Annotated in this window: 16 protein-coding genes; 9 read left to right on the top strand and 7 right to left on the bottom strand. The window is 46.3% G+C overall.

Translation table 11 applies throughout. The features are described 5' to 3' along the window. Window positions 1–73 precede the first annotated feature (73 nt). From AC1DCV_RS06360 to AC1DCV_RS06350, 3 genes are all read right to left on the bottom strand, one after another. A complete protein-coding gene (locus AC1DCV_RS06360; RefSeq protein ID WP_477022398.1) occupies window positions 74–1,249 on the bottom strand; it encodes an FAD-dependent monooxygenase in 1,176 nt (391 codons plus the stop codon). Between the two features lie 190 nt (window positions 1,250–1,439). Beyond that, on the bottom strand, window positions 1,440–3,023 hold the full coding sequence (locus AC1DCV_RS06355) for a flavin monoamine oxidase family protein (protein ID WP_477022397.1): 1,584 nt from the start codon (window positions 3,021–3,023) through the stop codon (window positions 1,440–1,442). A gap of 36 nt (window positions 3,024–3,059) precedes the next feature. Further along, a complete protein-coding gene (locus AC1DCV_RS06350; RefSeq protein ID WP_477022396.1) occupies window positions 3,060–4,997 on the bottom strand; it encodes a thiamine pyrophosphate-binding protein in 1,938 nt (645 codons plus the stop codon). Window positions 4,998–5,257: 260 nt separating this feature from the next. Here AC1DCV_RS06350 and AC1DCV_RS06345 point away from each other — a divergent pair, with 260 nt between their 5' ends. Beyond that, window positions 5,258–5,608 (top strand): hypothetical protein, encoded by a 351-nt coding sequence (locus AC1DCV_RS06345; RefSeq protein ID WP_477022395.1) that lies wholly within the window; start codon window positions 5,258–5,260, stop codon window positions 5,606–5,608. A 26-nt stretch (window positions 5,609–5,634) separates the two neighbouring features. Here AC1DCV_RS06345 and AC1DCV_RS06340 read toward each other — a convergent pair whose 3' ends face one another. Both AC1DCV_RS06340 and AC1DCV_RS06335 read right to left on the bottom strand, forming a co-directional pair. Then, on the bottom strand, window positions 5,635–6,168 hold the full coding sequence (locus tag AC1DCV_RS06340; RefSeq protein ID WP_477022394.1) for a methylated-DNA--[protein]-cysteine S-methyltransferase: 534 nt from the start codon (window positions 6,166–6,168) through the stop codon (window positions 5,635–5,637). Window positions 6,169–6,315: 147 nt separating this feature from the next. After that, window positions 6,316–6,675, bottom strand: a complete 360-nt coding sequence (locus tag AC1DCV_RS06335; protein ID WP_441575655.1) for a hypothetical protein — start codon at window positions 6,673–6,675, stop codon at window positions 6,316–6,318. A gap of 175 nt (window positions 6,676–6,850) precedes the next feature. Between AC1DCV_RS06335 and AC1DCV_RS06330 the strand changes: the two genes are divergently transcribed. Beyond that, window positions 6,851–7,426 (top strand): hypothetical protein, encoded by a 576-nt coding sequence (locus AC1DCV_RS06330; RefSeq protein WP_477022393.1) that lies wholly within the window; start codon window positions 6,851–6,853, stop codon window positions 7,424–7,426. Between the two features lie 82 nt (window positions 7,427–7,508). Further along, window positions 7,509–8,060, top strand: coding sequence for a hypothetical protein (locus tag AC1DCV_RS06325; protein ID WP_477022392.1), 552 nt, complete (start codon window positions 7,509–7,511; stop codon window positions 8,058–8,060). A gap of 58 nt (window positions 8,061–8,118) precedes the next feature. On the opposite strand, the gene AC1DCV_RS06320 is transcribed toward AC1DCV_RS06325, so the two are convergent. After that, entirely contained in the window at window positions 8,119–8,625 is a 507-nt protein-coding gene (locus AC1DCV_RS06320; RefSeq protein WP_477022391.1) for an RNA polymerase sigma factor, read from the bottom strand. Between the two features lie 164 nt (window positions 8,626–8,789). Here AC1DCV_RS06320 and AC1DCV_RS06315 point away from each other — a divergent pair, with 164 nt between their 5' ends. Genes AC1DCV_RS06315 through AC1DCV_RS06300 form a run of 4 tightly spaced genes read left to right on the top strand, consistent with a single transcriptional unit; the run spans window position 8,790 to window position 15,854 of the window. Next, on the top strand, window positions 8,790–9,803 hold the full coding sequence (locus AC1DCV_RS06315) for a FecR family protein (RefSeq protein WP_477022390.1): 1,014 nt from the start codon (window positions 8,790–8,792) through the stop codon (window positions 9,801–9,803). A gap of 44 nt (window positions 9,804–9,847) precedes the next feature. Further along, window positions 9,848–13,270: a TonB-dependent receptor gene (locus tag AC1DCV_RS06310; protein ID WP_477022389.1), complete on the top strand. Its 3,423-nt coding sequence runs from the start codon at window positions 9,848–9,850 to the stop codon at window positions 13,268–13,270. A 24-nt stretch (window positions 13,271–13,294) separates the two neighbouring features. Then, the gene (locus tag AC1DCV_RS06305) at window positions 13,295–14,110 is read left to right on the top strand and encodes a hypothetical protein (RefSeq protein WP_477022388.1); all 816 of its coding nucleotides are present in this window, start codon (window positions 13,295–13,297) and stop codon (window positions 14,108–14,110) included. Between the two features lie 34 nt (window positions 14,111–14,144). Next, complete coding sequence (locus tag AC1DCV_RS06300) at window positions 14,145–15,854, top strand: hypothetical protein (RefSeq protein ID WP_477022387.1); 1,710 nt, start codon at window positions 14,145–14,147, stop codon at window positions 15,852–15,854. A 106-nt stretch (window positions 15,855–15,960) separates the two neighbouring features. Here AC1DCV_RS06300 and AC1DCV_RS06295 read toward each other — a convergent pair whose 3' ends face one another. Continuing rightward, a complete protein-coding gene (locus AC1DCV_RS06295; RefSeq protein ID WP_477022386.1) occupies window positions 15,961–16,845 on the bottom strand; it encodes a PhzF family phenazine biosynthesis protein in 885 nt (294 codons plus the stop codon). Between the two features lie 113 nt (window positions 16,846–16,958). On the opposite strand from AC1DCV_RS06295, the gene AC1DCV_RS06290 reads away from it, so the two are divergent. After that, window positions 16,959–17,321, top strand: a complete 363-nt coding sequence (locus tag AC1DCV_RS06290; RefSeq protein ID WP_477022385.1) for a winged helix-turn-helix transcriptional regulator — start codon at window positions 16,959–16,961, stop codon at window positions 17,319–17,321. A gap of 86 nt (window positions 17,322–17,407) precedes the next feature. Further along, window positions 17,408–17,863, top strand: coding sequence for a YqgE/AlgH family protein (locus AC1DCV_RS06285; RefSeq protein WP_477022384.1), 456 nt, complete (start codon window positions 17,408–17,410; stop codon window positions 17,861–17,863). The last annotated feature ends 24 nt before the right edge of the window (window positions 17,864–17,887 follow it).

The following is a 17,887-nucleotide window of genomic DNA, read 5'->3' as shown; positions in this document are numbered from 1 at the left end:
TGAACGTTGGGTATTACAGGTACCATAAGTAATAGATTTAAAGAGATGAATGGTCGTGGTACTATTCATCTCTTTAATAACTTTTCAATGTAACCGTGTTGGCTACTTTCCGGGGCATTTCGATCATCATATTTTTCCATGGTGTATACGGCAGGATCTTCCATATTTTCTCGCTCATCCAGTGTTTGAAACGGGTGGTAGGCACAAACCATTCCGCGCCATCTGCCAGCTTCTGGCTGGCTGCCACAAAATCGCGCATTTGCGCTTCATAGCGGGCAAAAGCTATCGTGTGTTCACCTTGCGCCGCTTTGAGTTCACCCGCTAAAATGTAGGCGCCTACAACGGCCATACTGGTTCCCATACCAGACATGGGAGAGGCGCAGCCGGCGGCATCACCCAGCAACGTAACGCGGCCCTTCGACCAGTTATCCATTTTAATCTGGCTGGCGGAATCGAAATAAAAATCCGTGGCATTGTCCATGTATTGCAACAGTTGTGGTACCTGCCATTCTTCGTTGGTGAAACGTTCACGAATCATTTGTTGCTGTGCTTTAATATCCCGGTAGTCATAATCTAGCTTGGGTGCTGCAAAATAAAAGCTGGCCCTGGCTTCCGTATCTTGTTTAGCGCTGAAGATGCCCACACGTTTTCCTAATGTACCATAGAAAACGCCTGCCATATCTTTGAGCTGCATAAAATTGGGGACAGTGAAAACGGCGAGATAAATGCCCAGGTGATGCATGAAATTGGATTCATCGCCGAAGGCTACTGACCTGACTTTGGAATGTAATCCGTCTGCACCCACTACCAGATCAAAACGGCGGGTATTCCCGCTCAGGAATGTGACAGTGGCGCCGGTAGCGTCCTGTGAGATAGTAGAGACAGAGTCATCGAAGATATATTCCGTATCCTGTTTACTCGCTTCATACAATACATTGGCGAGGTCGCCGCGAAGTATTTCCAGTTCACCGCTGGTGAAGCCGTCCGGCATCCGCGCCACTTCTTTATTTTTTTTGTCCACGATGCTGATCTTACCGGAGCGGGTTTCGTACTTGCGTATTTCTTCCAGCAGGTTCATTTGCGCTAACACCTGCATGGCGGTGCCGCGAAAGTCTATGGCATAGCCGCCGGGACGGATGTGCGGGGCGCGTTCCACAATAGTTACTTTAAAGCCATAACGGTTTAGCCAGAAGGCGAGTGCAGGGCCGGCGATACTTGCGCCGGAGATGAGGATGTGTGTTGTTTTCATACCGTCAAAGCTATAACGGCAGATAAGGAAGGACAATTTCAAACAGGTAAGTCCACCGGATAAGTCGGTGAAAACGGGAATGTTTCAGGTAAATGTGTGGGCTTCTTCAAAAGTAAAAGCTGGTGGCTGACAAATCATAAAGCCACCCTGAAACAAGTGAGGATGCTTGTTTCAGAGTGGCGGGTATTCATTATAATTTTTTCAGCATGATCTGTGCCGTTTGCAGTGCGCCTTCTACCCAACCCTGGGCATCGGAGTAGGCTTCCCCGCAAATGAACAGGGGACAGTTGTCAATAGGATGCACGATTTTATCTCTTACCTCCCAGCTTTTTACGCCGATGTTCCAACTGTTCCATCCGCCACCGTATGGATCTTCTCCCCAATCGCGGAAGGCGGCGCTTTTTACTTCAGGTGTTGCTTGAATATCATGTACCTGGCTTAGCTGCCGGGATATTTCATCCACCATACGTTTGGGTGCTTCGTAATCACTCCATTTCTGGTTAAGGCCATATTTGCCGGTGGCAGCTTTAACGGGTAGTTTATCATCTGCTCCGCGGAAAGCATCCACGATTGTTTTTGGGCGGCCCAGTCTCCAGGCGAGGCTGCGCTTAGGTCTGAGGCCATCCCAGAAGCCGGTGTTATTGCCGTCATCATAACTGGCCAGCAGCATGGACTTGCCCTGGGTGGGTGGAGTACCATCGTCTTTAGGCCAGTAGTAGGTTTGTCGTACGGGTATGTCCGTTACTGTGCGTCCGGTTTCAATAGGAGGAGTGCCTTCTACTTTAGTCCACCAGGGTTCATCATAAGTGGTGAACAGTTTAAACAGCGGACGACCGGTAACGCTGTTGATCAGCGTATTGATTTCCTGCAGCTTGGGGCTTTGGGGCGCCAACAGTTCCAGGGAGCGGCGTGGCATTGCCAGGATCAGTTGATTGGCCGTGATGTTTTCATCGTTGAAAATGAGATGAAAAACATCGCCTTTCCAGTCGAAGCGTTCCAGTTTTTTATTGAGTGAAATGCTGCCACCCAGTTCTTCGAAGAATTTTCCGAGTGTGATAGGTACCTGTTGAAAACCATTTTTAAAGCCCATGTAATGAGGGGTGATACCAAAGTCTGATAAGAACCAGGGAATGGCATCTGCGGCATTCCAGTTGACGAGCGTGGTATCGTAACCGCCGGCATCTAAGCTGAACTGGTATCCTTCGCTGCTGACTACACGGTACAACAGGTTCCAGAAGCCCCACTGATAAAGCGGTAGTCCTTCGAAGGTGGCTGTTTGTACCATTTTACGGCGTTCTTCATCCGTGGCTGCACCGATGCCGGGGACTACTTTTTCGATGGCATCTACGATGATGGTACCGGGGCCTTTACCGTATTCGTTTTTAGAAAGTCGGTACGGTACTTTTGCGGGATCTTTTATGAAATCAGCGAGCCGCATATGAATACCGCGGAGGTAAGCGATGTTTTGGTCTTCATCTACCGGAAAATCAAATAATGTAATTTTTTCTTCTGGTGGTAATTGCAGGTTGAGTTCCGTTATCAGCGTCATGGCCCTTTCCTGAATGTCTTCCAGCACCCGCATCCCGCCGAGTTCTGCTACCATGTTATCGATGCCTGGTGGGCGCACGGAAAGCAGGCGGCCACCGATATGGCCGGAACCTTCATACAATGCAATTTTTTTGCTCTCTCCATATTTCTGTTTCAGTTTCCAGGCGCTATATACTCCGGAAACTCCACCGCCGATGATGGCGATGTCGACATGTGCATTTGCCATAAAATGTTTGTTTTGGGTTTATAGGAAATTGTGGTGTTAGAAAATGGAAGGCATGTTAGCCGGAAGCGGCGCGGCGCCTGTTGCTGCAGTGTAAAGTGCCACATCGTTATGATGGAAGATATCCAGCGCCGGTTGTTCCAGGTAGTGCTGCGTGATCGCCGCCTGGCTGCCTGCTGCGGCTTTGCCTGCCGGTGGGGGCGGGGTATCCTGTGCAATGCGCATATCCAGTATGTACGAGGTTTTGTTGTTCAGCACATGATCAATGCCTCTTTCAATGGCTGCTTTCGCATCGCCGGGTGTTTTTACCTGTTCACCTGTATCCACACCAAATCCTTTCGCCAGGTTTACGTAGTCGATGTAGGGGCGTTCCAGCCGCAGATAGCTGGGGTCCATAGTGGAAGGATGCCAGCCATATCCCGGAGCAGATCCGTAGGCGGCTACTACCTGTTGTAAACCCAATTGCAACGTATGGTATTCCTGGTTGTTGGTGATGATATAAAGAATGGGTAGCTGTTCATGTGTGGCCGTCCACCATACCTGTGGATAGAAAAGGGCGGAGCCATCACCCACTGCATTGATCACCAGTTGCGTGGTGATGCCCTGCGCGGCATTGGCCTCGAGTTTTATGCCCAGCGATGCCGGCATAGACCAGCCCAGCGATCCGCCGGCTACACAATAATAGCTCACTGGTTTGGCGCCGGTGCCTAACGGCAGGAAGTATTGCAGCGGGGCGCCATCAGAAACGGCTTCGTGCACGTACACATATTTATCGATAAGTTGGCGTTGTTCGATGGCATCTTTCAATGCTTTCGCAATGACTACTGTCCATATTTTCTCCTGCTGCATGGCTTGTTGCAGGTAGGCGTCCCATTTTGCTGCACGGGTTTCAAAGAGCGCTTGCAGCGTTTCATTTCTTTTGTCAGCTCCTTGTGGGGGCTTTGCTTTTATGTAGCTGTTGAGAATGGGGAGCGTTGCTTTTACGTCTCCGAAAATGGCCGCTTCGCCATAATAGTTTTTGGCGATATCCCAGGTGTTGTTGGTGAGATATATTTGTTTGAGGCTATCGGGAAACAGGGGCCCGTCTGCGTATTTGAATACAGCCAGTTGTGCCTGTGCGCCAAAGCCAACGAGGAAGGCCACATCATGTTTCTGGAAGACACCTTGTATGGCAGCCTGACCACCGGGTAATTCTCCCTGCCAGTGATAATCATCGTTAGGGAAGTTAGCTACGCTGCTGAAGGTTTGCAGTACCACCGGCGCTCCGATGAGTGCTGCCAGTTCCCGCAATTCACTCCATGCATCGGCATAGCCCACCGCATCTCCTGCCACGATCACGGGATTTTGAGCTGCAGAAAGAAGATCTGCTGCCTGCCGGATAGTAGCATCATCACCGGTGAAGTGCGGGGAGATACGGGTAACGCCTTTTACTTTGTTGTTATCGCCGATGGCCACCATGGTAAAGTCCCATGGAATTGAAACAAACACAGGGCCATTAGGAGGCGCCATAGCTTCTTTAAATGCACGTTGTAATACCAGTGGAATTTCAGAAGGGGTACGTACTTCGTGGGCCCATTTGGTATATTGTTTAGCCAGGTCCACCAGGTTGGACGCCAGCAATGGTTCCTGGGTGATCAGCTCATTTTGCTGCTGACAGCAAAGGATGACCAGGGGCATTTCTGATCGCCATGCATTGAACAGATTGCCGATGCAGTGGGCAATACCCGGGGTAACGTGTACAACCAGTACACCGGGCTTACCTGTCATGCGGGCCGATCCCATGGCCGCACCGATTGCAATATTTTCATGTAAGCATTCAATGTACCTTACACCGTTAGCTTCGTAGCTGGTGCCATCAATAATAGGAATTTCGTTTGTGCCGGGTACGCCAAAAATGTAGTGAATACCGAGGTCTTTGAGGATGTCGAACACGTAATCCCGCGTCCAACGCGTAGGGCTGGAAGGTAACTTAGTCATAAAAGGGAAATGATTAGGGTGAGTGTTAATTACATAGTGATTAGTAACTTGTTATTTTGAGTTATTACGATTGTTATTTTGAGATTTAATTACTGTAAGGATAGTCTATTCAATGAAAGGGTTAGGAGTCCGATGTATATCGGTTTGCTAATATAGGGATCATTTCAGTAATGAACCAAAAATTTTTTTGGTGGGAGTAGACGTGACTGTAACATCCGGTAGCTGTGAAACGTTGAACAGGGAAATTCAACCCTATGAAAATGATGTACTATATTTTTGCTGTAGCGTTATTAACCCAGGCCTGTAAGAAAGATAAAAACGAAGACAAGGTAAAAGCCTGTGGCATAGAAAATCCTGCTACCAACATAGCCTGGCTGAAACATACGATAGACAGTTTCATGAGCATCAAACAGGGAGGAGATGTGCGGGTGCTTACCTATAACGGTCAGGACTATATTAATGTGCAGCAGGTGGGGTTGTCTTGCTGGGCTTGTGGTTTGCATACCTGTGATGGCCGTCGCTTAACTTATCCTGTTGACAGCGCCCTGATCAGAGAAGTTTCCTCTGTTGGTTATGAAAATTCAAAGCTGATTTTAAGTTTTGGTTACTGATCTCTTCTGAATGCCTCAGGCAGGGATTAACTATTTGATTCCTGCCAGGCAATTTCCATTTGAGTATCCACTTTTTTCGCCCCTTCCAGGGATAACAGCGCCGCCTTTGCATGGAGACCACCAGCAAATCCGGTGAGCGCTCCTGATGTGGCAATTACCCGGTGACAGGGAAGGATAATAGAAATAGGATTTCTGCCGTTGGCAGCGCCTACTGCGCGTACTGCTTTGGGATTTCCCAACTGATTTGCTATCTGCAGATAGCTGCGGGTTTCGCCATAAGGTATGGTAGATAGCGCCGTCCACACTTCTTTTTGGAAGGAAGTACCTATCGGGTCGAGTTCCAGGGAAAAATCATGACGTTTTCCTTCAAAATATTCTTTTAACTGTCGTTCTGTTTCCAGTAATACAGGATGGGTATCATTTTTAATATCAGTTGTTGCATGTACCCTGCCAGGACGGTCATTTTCCCAAAGTATAGCGGCGAGGCCCTTGTCGCTGGCAATCAGCGTCAATTGTCCTACGGGAGAGTCCATATATTTGTAAGCGTATGCGGTTGCCATGAGTGCTATGAATTAATGGCAAGTTATAACACTTTTCGCTTTCGCGGTGCAGGCCGTAATTTAAATACCTTCCTGCAAAAGCACCTGCTATTTTCAGCTACCTCTGCTAATAATGCCCGGTAATGCTTTCGCAGGAAGGGTCACTGATTAATAAATGGAAGCAAACACAGTACCGGTAATATTAACACTGGAGAAGGTGGCACTTCCCGTAGAAGTAGTAACAGACTGTGAGCCGAAAGTAAAGGTATGCGAACCGGGTGCAGACGTATACATGTTCACCGTATAATTTCCGGCCGTCAACGGGCCGTAGGAAGAACCACTATTAGGATTCAGATAGGCGCTGACGTTAGTAGGCCCATACAGGTAGATAGCGCCTGTATAGGAGGTACCGTTATTCACGTTCAGACCAATACTGAAAAAGGAAGAAATGCTCTTTTCCGCGTGCAGGATCTGTAAAGGCAATAAAGCGATAGAACAAACGATCAGAAGACAAAATAGTTTTTTCATAACAGTAGTTTGTGTGATTAGAGGTAGCTGCCAACGGCAGAGGGTTACAGAATTCATAACAATATAATGCGGAGGACTTATAAATGCAAGCATATTCTTGTGTAACAAATTTTAATCATTTACTATTGCATTATCCGGAGGGATTTACCTAAATTAAAGTCTTATTTAAAAAACTATGATGCGTCACCTGTTCAGACTATGCCTGCTACTTTTTATTGGCCTGCCCGCAATGGCACAGAAGTCAGCAAACGAATTACATTATACCAGCAGCCAGCGGCAGTTAATTACTGTGTATAAGGGTACTATTTTCGTGAATGGCAATAAAGCTTTTATATTTCATGAAGACATTATCAATTATCCCAGCAAGCGTAACAAGCTGGTAGAAAATGGATCTTCTGTTTTTCTCTTCCTGGAGGTAAACGGCGCACCGAAAAAGAACAGGATGTATGTATTCAAGATAGACCATTCCCTGGCAGATTCTGTTGTGAATGCCATCAGTTCAGACGTAAAAGATTATGACCGGGACGGTAACCTGGAGTTTGGAGGAAGTGATTTGACCCCAACCTATCCTGCTGCAGACTCTATGTATTATGTTTCTTCCAGGTTTTATGAAATAAAGAAAGGGAAAATTACTTTTGATGCGGAGTTGACAGCAACTACTGACAAAAAAGTAAATGGTATTTATCTCGATGAACCATTCGATAGCAAAGGAAATCCGAAAGTGATCCCCAAATCAAAGAAACGTTATTAGGTATAATTTCTCCCGAAAAGATATTTTATAGATAGAGGCTTTGAGTATCGTTACTCAAAGCCTTTTATGTAAATTCAGTATTATGAAAGGAAAAGAGTTGTTATCCTTTTTAGGGTATAGCGTGGATCACCCTGATTTTATGGCCTTTCTGCAGGCACATGATCTGGATATTCAGCAGTTGCCGGATCCACAGTTGCCGCAGAAGAAAGTAAGTAAATATTTGAATCCCCGCTTTAAGCAGGGGATAGGTTTTACATTTGACCGGGATCGTCCGGAAGCAGCAGCTGCACTAAAGAAAGCAGATCCGGAAGGACGTACCATTTTTTCTCCGGAAGATCACCGGATTAAAAATCGCGTTGGAAATGGCCCGCTTTATTTAACCCGGGTAGCATTTTTTAAGCCCGAATTACTGGATACGCCTGTTGTTCAACTGCCTTTTGGTTTGCAGTTACAGGATAACTATCACACGGTAGCCAAAAGATTAGGAGAGAAAAATTTACATGGTCCGGAGAATAGTCGCTATTATGAGGAAGATGAGAGCGATTTTTATTATGAACGTTATCACGTTTATGTATATTTCGAAAGAGGAGATCCGGAGGAGAAATTGCAGCAGCTGGCTGTTATGCTGAAGTAGGGGAGGGAGATATTATCTCCCTGATAACTATCGTTTATTGGTGGTTGGAGAGATATCATCAGCAAAAAAAAGTCAGCATTTTTCGTAATGCCCGTAAGCTGCCGGAAACGCGTTTCTCCAGTGTGCTTACTGGTACATTCAGTAATTGAGCTGCTTCCCGGTAAGATTTTTCTTCTTCTTTGATGAGGTGAAAGGCGACTCTTTTTTCTGGTGTTAAAAGCTGCATGCCTTGTTGTAACAGCTGTTGTGTTTCCTTGAACTGGTATTGTTGTTCCGGGTTCATTTCTCCTGGCCTGTTGTCCGCATCTGCAGGAAGCTCTATCACGGCGATGGCTGTACGTATTTTTTTCCGGTGATATACTTTCACCATATTATAAGCAATGCCGAACACATAATTAACAGGATCCTGTAGTCCTTCCCATTTCTTCCACAATTCGAGATAACATTCCTGTATCAGGTCTTCCACCTGATATTCATCCTGGATTTGCTTCCGGAAAATCCGGTATAGTCCGTCCCGGGTAGTTTCAAATACTTGTAAGAATGCTGCTTCTTCGTTCCTGGACATAGATAGGGCAGTTGCGGCAACAAAACTATAGCATTCCCCTCCACATCTGTATTCTGTTAACAATAAGTTCACATTGAACATTGGCGGAAAACGATTCATAACGACAGTTTATTGGAAAGCACCGGGTAATTACATCCGGATGATAGTAAATAAACAATCAACAGATGAAGCCGCCTGTATCGATCTGGAAAAAATATCAGGACGCCACTGCCTCCCGGGAGGAGCTGGAAGCGCTCGACACCTGGTTGCAACAAGCCAACAGCGATGAATTAGCTGCCTTGTTTCAGGCAGATACTGCCGATGTTGCGGGTGAAGAAGGCATTCCAACGGAAATGGCTATACGCTTACAGGCGAGGCTGCAGGAAATGCTGCCATCAGGCAGGCGGATATATTCGTTGCGTAACTATGCCGTTCGCTGGGCCGCCGCTTCAGTGCTGATTGCAGGTATCTCCAGCTTGTTACTGTATCTGCCCCGGCATAAGAGGGCCGGATCAGAAATGGGGCAGATCCCGGCTGTGTGGGACAGCATCGCCAATACATCGGCCGGTGTAAAGGTGCTTACCCTGCCGGATCAGACCAGGATATGGCTCAACAAACAGGCGGTACTCTATATCCGGAAAGATTATAGCAACAGCCGGGAAGTACGTTTGCAGGGTGAAGGTTATTTTGATGTTGCCCATGATGAAGCGCATCCTTTCAGGGTTACTACCGGTAACGTACAAACGCTGGTGCTGGGTACCGCCTTCAATATTGATAATACACCCGGACAGCGTGCAGTATATATCAGTTTGGTGAAAGGTAGCGTAAAGGTACAGCATCAGGCGGCCCGGCAGGCATCAACCGACACCGTGGCTGTGATCCTGCAGCCGGGGGAAATGCTGACAGCCGACCACCAGGGCGGTCATATTCCGGTCAGCAAAATAGGGATAGCAGATGTAGGTGCCTGGATGAAAGGCAACCTGGTCTTTAACCAGCTGCCGCTGTCGGAAGCACTGCCTAAACTGGCGGCCTACTATGGTATCCGGATACAGGCTGCTCCCGCGCTGCTGCAAAATAAAACAGTAACGGCTTTGTACCGGCAGGACGAAACCTGGCAGCAGGTATTACATCACCTGTTATTTATTTACCAGTTATCTTATAAAATAGGACCGGATAAGGAGATCATTATACACTCCTGAGTTACCACCAGCTTCTTGTAGCTAAAGATTCAAACAACACATACATGATGAACGTATTCTCCGGATGGAGGCGCCACCGCCCCATCTGCCAGCATCTGTTGCTGCTGCTATTGCTATGCCTGTCAACAACCAGGCTTTCTGCCCAGGTGGCCAGACTTGCAGGTGATGTAACCCTGCAGTCAGACAGGATCACCGTAGCCGATATAATTGCCAGTCTGCAAAAACAAACCAGCTATGTTTTTTCTTATGATAAAAACAGGTTGTCGGCCATTACCGTACAGGACATTCACTGGAAACAGATTCCTTTGGGAAAGGCCCTGACAGCACTACAGGAAAAAGCAGGGCTGGAATATACCCTGTTGAATAATAATATAGGCGTTACTGTTAGGTTGCACAGCCAACAGACTAAGCCCGCAGGTAATGGCGGAGCAAAAGGCCGTATCGTTGATTTTGAAAGCGCGCAACCATTGCCCGGCGCCACCGTGAGTATTCCGGAGGTAGGGCAAACCGTGATATCAGATGAAAAAGGATTCTATCAGTTCAAAAAAGTGCCCGCAGGCATTTATTCTTTAGTAATTACCTACACCGGTTATCAGAAGAAAACGATACCCGGTATACATCTGCAGGAAGACCGGGAAACGGTCACCGACATTAAAATGCAGGCAGGAAAAAACCTGGATGAAGTGGTGATACAATCCGGCCCCCGCAAAGTAAAATCCGTTACACATTCTACAGAAAGAGAACTGCTGACGGAGTTGCGGGGAGCAACCGGTGTCGTGTCGGGCATCTCCAACGAAATGATCAACCGCACATCCGACCGCAATGCTGCGGAAATAGTGAAGCGGATATCAGGTGTAACGGTGGTGGATAATCGTTTTATTGTAGTACGCGGCATGAACGAACGCTATAACCTTACTTACCTGAACGATAACCTGGCACCTTCTACAGAAATGTACAGCAAGGCATTTGCATACGACCTGTTGCCAAGCAGCATTATAGACAAGATACTGGTGTACAAATCGCCACGTCCTGATCTGAACGGTGAATTTGCCGGTGCTGCCGTAAAAGTATATACGAAAAACGCGGTGCCGGTAAGGCATATCGATATTGGTATACAGCTGGCCCATCGCCCGGGTTCCACCATGACAGACATCAACAGCTACAAAGGCGGTAAGCTGGATTGGCTGGGCTTTGATGATGGTACCCGTAAGCTGCCGGGCTTTTCACCGGCCTATTTCCAATCGGATAAAAGCGCGGGAAATATTTCACAGGCCGACATGCTGAAGTCATTTACGTCCACGCTGACTACACAAAAAATGACCAGCACGCCGGATATGCAGTTATTCTTCAACTACTATAATGGCTTTCACCTCGGGAAGGCGTGGCTGTATAACCTGAGCTCCATTACCTACACAAAAGAAACCACCAGTTTTGACGTATACCGGCAAACGGGTAATACTGATGCTTTCGGAACCGCGAGGGAAGACCAGAACATAGGTGGCAATAACCAGCGGGGACACTCTGCACAGAGTATGGAAACCGGGAAAATCAACCTGCTGGAGAACCTGACGCTGAAACTAAGTCCCCATCATACCCTGCAATTCAAAAATTTCTTTGTGAATGATGGCCGTAGAGCCAGCAGCATCAATGATCTGCAGGCGAATGTTACGCCCCGCGCAGATACTGCTTTGTTTTCCGCCAACAGGCAAAAAAACATCCTGCTCTCTTTTCAGCAACGCATATTGTATTCCGGTAACCTGGGTGGCATTCATGACTGGGGCAGGCGCTATCAGCAGCGACTGGACTGGAACCTGGGGTACACCTACAACCAGCAGAATGTACCCGATCAACGCATCAGCCGTTTTCAGACTTCTGCCGGCCAGCTGCCCTTTGATGCCCCCGGACTGAGTTATACAGCGAATGGCTCCAATAGTGCGGAAAAAGAAGCTTTCCTAGGTATGATCTCCCGGCTTTATGTAAAAAACAATGAGCATTTATTCAATGGTGCCGTTGATTATACTTTTCATGCATCCAATCAATGGCTGTTGAGGGCAGGTACCTTTCAGTCGTTCAAGCAGCGCAATGTAAGCCGCCGCTTTTTGCGCGTGAACAGGGCAGGACTGGCGACCGGAGAGGTAAGTATACCCTCTAATGAAGGTGCTTCCGGCGGATGGCCTCAGGGATATGGTGTAAGCAATCCGGCGCTGATCAATTTTCATTTGCAGGATCTGAGCAATGTATGGAGTACCACCTACTTCCCGGAAAATAAGAGTGGATTGCAGTTATATGATGCCACCAGCCCGGTAGATAAGTATGTGGCCAGTGAGCAGTATAACGCTTTCTATGGAATGACAGAATGGAAAACACCGGATGAAAAACTTACGCTGAATGGTGGTGTACGAATAGAATATGACCGGCAGCAACTATCTGGTGCCACGGCTTCCGATAATGGAGCTATCAACCTGGTATACATAGATCATCCTAAAACATCCGTCTTACCTTCTGTGAATTTCAGCTACCGTCCAACCAGTAGTTATGTAATCCGCACAGGGTGGGGGCGCACGGTAAACCGGCCCGAGTTCCGCGAACTTACACCGTATAATGATTTTGATTTTGTAAATAATGAACTGATCAAGGGAGATGAACATGTGGTGACCGCTACGATAGATAACTATGATCTGCGACTTGAATATTATCCACGTAATGCAGAGCAACAGGAAACCTTCAGTCTGGGGGTATTCTACAAAAAACTACAGGATCCGATAGAGCGTATACGGTCAGAGAAAAGTGGATATGCAGATGGCCTGGGCTTTACCAGCATCAGTTTTGCAAACGCGAAAGATGCCAGGGTATACGGATTGGAAGCAGAAATAAAGAAAAGCCTGTCTTTCCTGGGTGGTTCCTTTTCCAAGCGACTGAGCGTTGTGTTGAATGGTACCCTGGTAAAGAGCAGTACACGGCGCATCATTACCAATCACTATAATCCTGTAGCAGGCAGGGATACACTTGTTGTATCCGGAAGACCTTTACAGGGACAGGCGCCTTACGTATTCAACATGGGGCTTTTTTATGAACACCCGGCTACAGGTACCAAGATTGGTCTTACCTATAACGTAAGTGGTCCGGTGATCTATGCCAAATCATCCGCCTCCAAAGATGTGATGTATACCAAACAGGATACGCTCGAGTTTACCAGCACACGCCCGGATCTGTTACAGTTGCCCATGCATCTGCTGGATCTGTCCATTACCCAGCGTATTATCAAATCACTGAAAGTGAAATTCAGCATACAAAATCTGTTGGATAAAGAATACCGTATTGTGGAAGACTATGGTTACGATCAGCATTACAACAAAGAATATCCGGTGCAGAACAACACCGGGGCAACCTACTACAAGGGAGACAATATCTATAACCGGTACAAGCCCGGTCGATATTTCTTATTGGCATTAACGTATGCTTTTTAAAGGCGCTTAAAAAAAATGAGTCCAATGAATTTCATTTATACAAGTATAAGAATAGCTGTGATCGCAGTCCTGTTATTACTTTCTGCCTGTCGTCATCAGGATGATCTGCAACCCGTGGATGCACAGATCGGATTTTACAATGCTTCGGAATATGTGCGGCTGCAATTGCGTAATAATTACAAGTCCAGCTATGTGTTCATAGATACAAAAGACACAGTAGGTTCAGTGACTATCTCACGTTTTGCCACGGGGAATTATATCAGCCAGTTTCCTAATCAGTCTTACTACGCAAATCATCCACAGCCGTGGCTTAGTTATATTCGTATTACACCCGGCACGCATCAGTTGTTGCTCATGGATACCAGCGTGCATCGTGTACTCGTAAAAGATACGGTGGTTTCCCGGCATGGAGCGCCCATGACAGTGTATTTTGCGGATAACCTGGGGGAGTTCCGTACCTGGAAGCTGTCTGATGAAGTGAATGTGCAAAGTGATGCCATCCATCTGCGCGTACTGGACCTGAGCCCGGATGCGGGAAAGATATACCTTACTATCAACGGACACGCGCCTGCCGGCTTTCCATCTTCTTTTCAATACGGAGATGTGGCTGGTTTTATTCCTATGCCAGTCAACGGCCCGGATACTTTGCGTATCCGCTTTTATCATCCGGAAACACCAGGTGAGCCTATACTTAGCACTACACTGCTGACTACACCCGGAGGTGCTTACAACATTGTGGTAAAAGGGTATGAGAACGCCCAGGGATTCGTAGATCCGGCGAGTGGCAGTTACCTCAGCTTTGACGCAAGTCTCAAAGTGGCGTTGACGCAGGTCAGGTAAAACCGTTTCAATCATCAACTTTTAAATTAACATCATGCTATTCATACACAATTTTCTCTGCCGGACCTGCCTTTTATTATTGCTGGTGGCATTGCTTTTTTCCTGTAAAAAAACAGAAGAATATGCTAAAGAGGTGAATGATTATCCTTACCTGATTACGGGTGAAATTCAGTTGGAGAGCATCGGCAAGGGCTTGTACAAGGGCTTACAACGTTCCTATCTGATAGGAGATACACTGACGTTGGTCGGGAAATTTTTTGTGGACAGACCCGGTTCGCAGATCCGGGTGGGTAACCAAACGATACAACCACTGGAAAAATACCTGCTGCCACATGGTATTAACAGTTATACAAAAAAGACAGAATACCTGGATGTACTGCGTTTCGTCATTACTAAAGACATGGGATCAGGTGCTCATATTCCGCTAAGCATTATTGCAAATGGTCAAACGCTGCAGGCGCCGGACATCTCCATCCGGCAGTTCTCTGGTAGTATGCATCGTACTGATACTACTTTGTATGTAGAGCAGCTGGTCAACTGGAAACCTCATAACGCTGATTTTTATCGTAACAATGGTTTACCTATGATCAATAATTACAGTGTTACCGCTGATGGCGCCATTTATTTTGGTAACCAGATGGAGATAGATGTTTACAGAGGAGGAAAGATCATCAACCTGATAAATGCAGGAGATAAATTCCAGGGAAATGGCCTTCTCTTCACGATAAAAATGATAGCAGGCAATGTGGTAGCCTATGATGGGAGCACACTTACTTTTTCCGCGGAAGTGGCGGAGGAAGTTCCCGAATCGGCCACTTCTTACATTTTCAGATTGTGCAAAATGGATCTCGCCACCAGAAAAGTCACCACCCTTAATCGTACCCTGGTAACCAAAGGCCCTGTTACGATCAATGAAAATGGCGGTCCGTTTGAAGGGGCTGTAGGTGGCTTGAAGATAGTAGCTGCTGTGTTGAAAACAGATGTTAATGGGGCCGTGTATTTTGTCAATAATTATTCAACCGCCGGAACGGATCATGTCAATGAATTCAATTGGTATAAGAATGGTCTGGGGCCATCTTCCTATCTTATAGGTCAACCGTCGGTATATTCTAATCTCTGCCGGGTGGATGCCGGGGGCACTGTAAAATCTCTTTTCAAACAGGAAGATCTGTGGATGGGGCCTTCGCCGTACAATATCCCGGGATTTTCGGTGCAGATGACTTTTGATTACGTGATCAGCCCGGATGGAAAGTTGGCTTTCTGTAATAATCAGATAAACCTGAGCATGCAGTATAGCTTTGCGTCTTATGACCTGGAGCACGATGAAATCCAGGCGATTACCGGGTTTACCTCACCGCCATATCATTTCTTTTCCTACGATACTTCGGCTGTAACCGGTATTCATGACCCAGCGTTTTTTCCCTATTTCGGTTTGGCCAATACCAACTATTTAAGCAATTTTTTATATACGCCCGATGGAGATCTGTTGGTCATCAACAGCAATTCTATTGCTGCCATTAACCTGGCAAGCAAGACCATGTATTGTTATGCAGGAACGGAGATGGGGCTACTCACCGCTGTGCCTTCACAGGATAAAATTACAGGCCCTGCTAAAGAGATATATTTTAGTGAACCCGGAACACGGATGATCGGGCAGGACAAACAGGGGAATCTCTTTTACACCGCGCAATTGGATGACTATGCGAACGGCGTTAAATTTTACCGGCTGTATTCCCGTAAATAGCAGCTGTTGCTTTATTTCTCTTTTCGCTATTTTAATACCATATCGTAAAAGGTCGTCTCATTTGCAGGAGACGACCTTTTAATTTCAATATTCAGCTTACCCGTGGTTATATATAAATCTGTCCTTCCATTACAATGGTAGAAGATCCACTCACCCAGATACCATCTTCTACTACCTGAACGCGGATGGTAGAAGGATGTTCCACATATTCTCCCTGGAGGATCAGGAAATGCTGGTCTTTGGGGATATGGCCCAGCATCGCAAGATATCCTGCCAATGGTCCCGCAGCGGTACCTGTAGCCGGGTCTTCATCAATACCCATTCCCGGATTAAAAAATCTTGCTTCCGCGAGGTATTTATCATTTGAAGGATGGGTAGTAAATAAGTAGCAGCCTTCAAAGCCAAATTCCTCTGAGATTCCTTTTAATAAAGATTTATGTGAAATGGCTTTTTGAAGAACTGCGGCATCTTTTACAGGAACCATTAAATGAGGGACCTCTGTTTGTACCACATTAATGGGCCAGTCGTTCAGGGAAAGGTCATTGATGCTTAATCCAACAGCGGCGGAAATGATATCGATGGGAACGGTGCGGATGATTGCTGCGGGGCTTTGTTTCATGGCCACATAAGGCAATCCGTTTTCTTCCGTAATGCGCAGTGGAATCTTTGTGTCTTTTATCAATACCCAGGGTTGTTCTCCCTGGCCTTTGAAAATATCCCATTTTTTTAATAGCGCAAGACAAACCGMGCCCAGCAGGTTATGGCCGGCACCGGCTACTTCAAATCTGGCGGGCGTAAATGACCGCACTTTGAAAGCATTTTGTGCTGTTGAATAATGCACGAAAGAAGTTTCTGAGTAGCCGAATTCACGGGAAATATCATGGTATTGTTCGATAGTAAGCTCGTTTTCGATATTTACTACGGAGAGCTGATTGCCCTTATATCGCTGGTCGGTAAATACGTCTAATACGTAGTAATCCAATTTTTTCATTTGCTTTTTTGATTTATGGATTGGTAACTGCTCAAAATTAGCATCAAATAGTTTACTTTAGTTATTGGTTAACTAATGGTAACTAGTAACCTTTTGTTAACCGATCAATAAAAATGGAAGATCAACATAAACAGGAAGCTACCTGCGAACAGGAGTTAAATGCCATCCGCGACAGCCTGGAAGTATTGGGTGGGAAATGGAAATTGAGGATTATGCGCCATCTGAACATTCACATGGATGAAATCAATACGTTCAAAAAAATCCAGCGTGGTGTAGAGGGCATATCTGCCAAAATGTTGTCAAAGGAATTACAGGATCTGGAAATCAACCTGCTTGTTTCCCGTACGGTGTTGGATACCAAGCCAATTACTGTGCAGTATGCCATCACCGCTTATGGCCAGAGTGTTTTTCCCGTTACGGAAAGCCTGGTTAACTGGGGATTAAATCATCTTCAAAAGATAAAGCAAAAGGCATAAACTGCTGAAAGCGGGAGGGGAGTTTCCTTTTCACATCCCGTGGCCTAACAACTAACCATTCCCTACACTACAGCTTTTACCAGATTATGAATGCAGGAATATTTATCAGCAGCACATCGCTATTGGATGATAGCTTTTTTGAAAAAGCGATCTTATTTATCACGGAGTATAATGACAAAGGAGCGATGGGGTTTGTGGTCAACAAGGAGTTTCCCCGTAAGTTTAACGAACTGGAAGAGTTCAGGTACAGCATTCCGTTTCCGATATATGACGGAGGTCCGGTAGACCGGGAACACCTTTATTTTGTGCATCGGCGGCCCGAATTAATAACGGGAGGGGAGCTGGTAGCGGATAATATCTACCTTGGAGGCGACTTTAAGGCGGCGGTAATGCACATGAATAATAAAACCATAACAGAAAAAGATATGAGATTATTCATCGGGTATTGTGGCTGGGACCTCCATGAACTCGAATCAGAAATAGCGGAAGGCAGTTGGGAGATTTTGGAAAAAGGGCGCTATTTTGCAGGATTATTTAGTTAAACAAAATTGATAAATAGTATTAAT

This window comes from Chitinophaga sp. 10T418 (genome assembly GCF_056394125.1).
The sequence above is the reverse complement of the archived record's forward strand: the minus strand, read 5'-3'. Positions and strand labels throughout refer to the sequence as shown.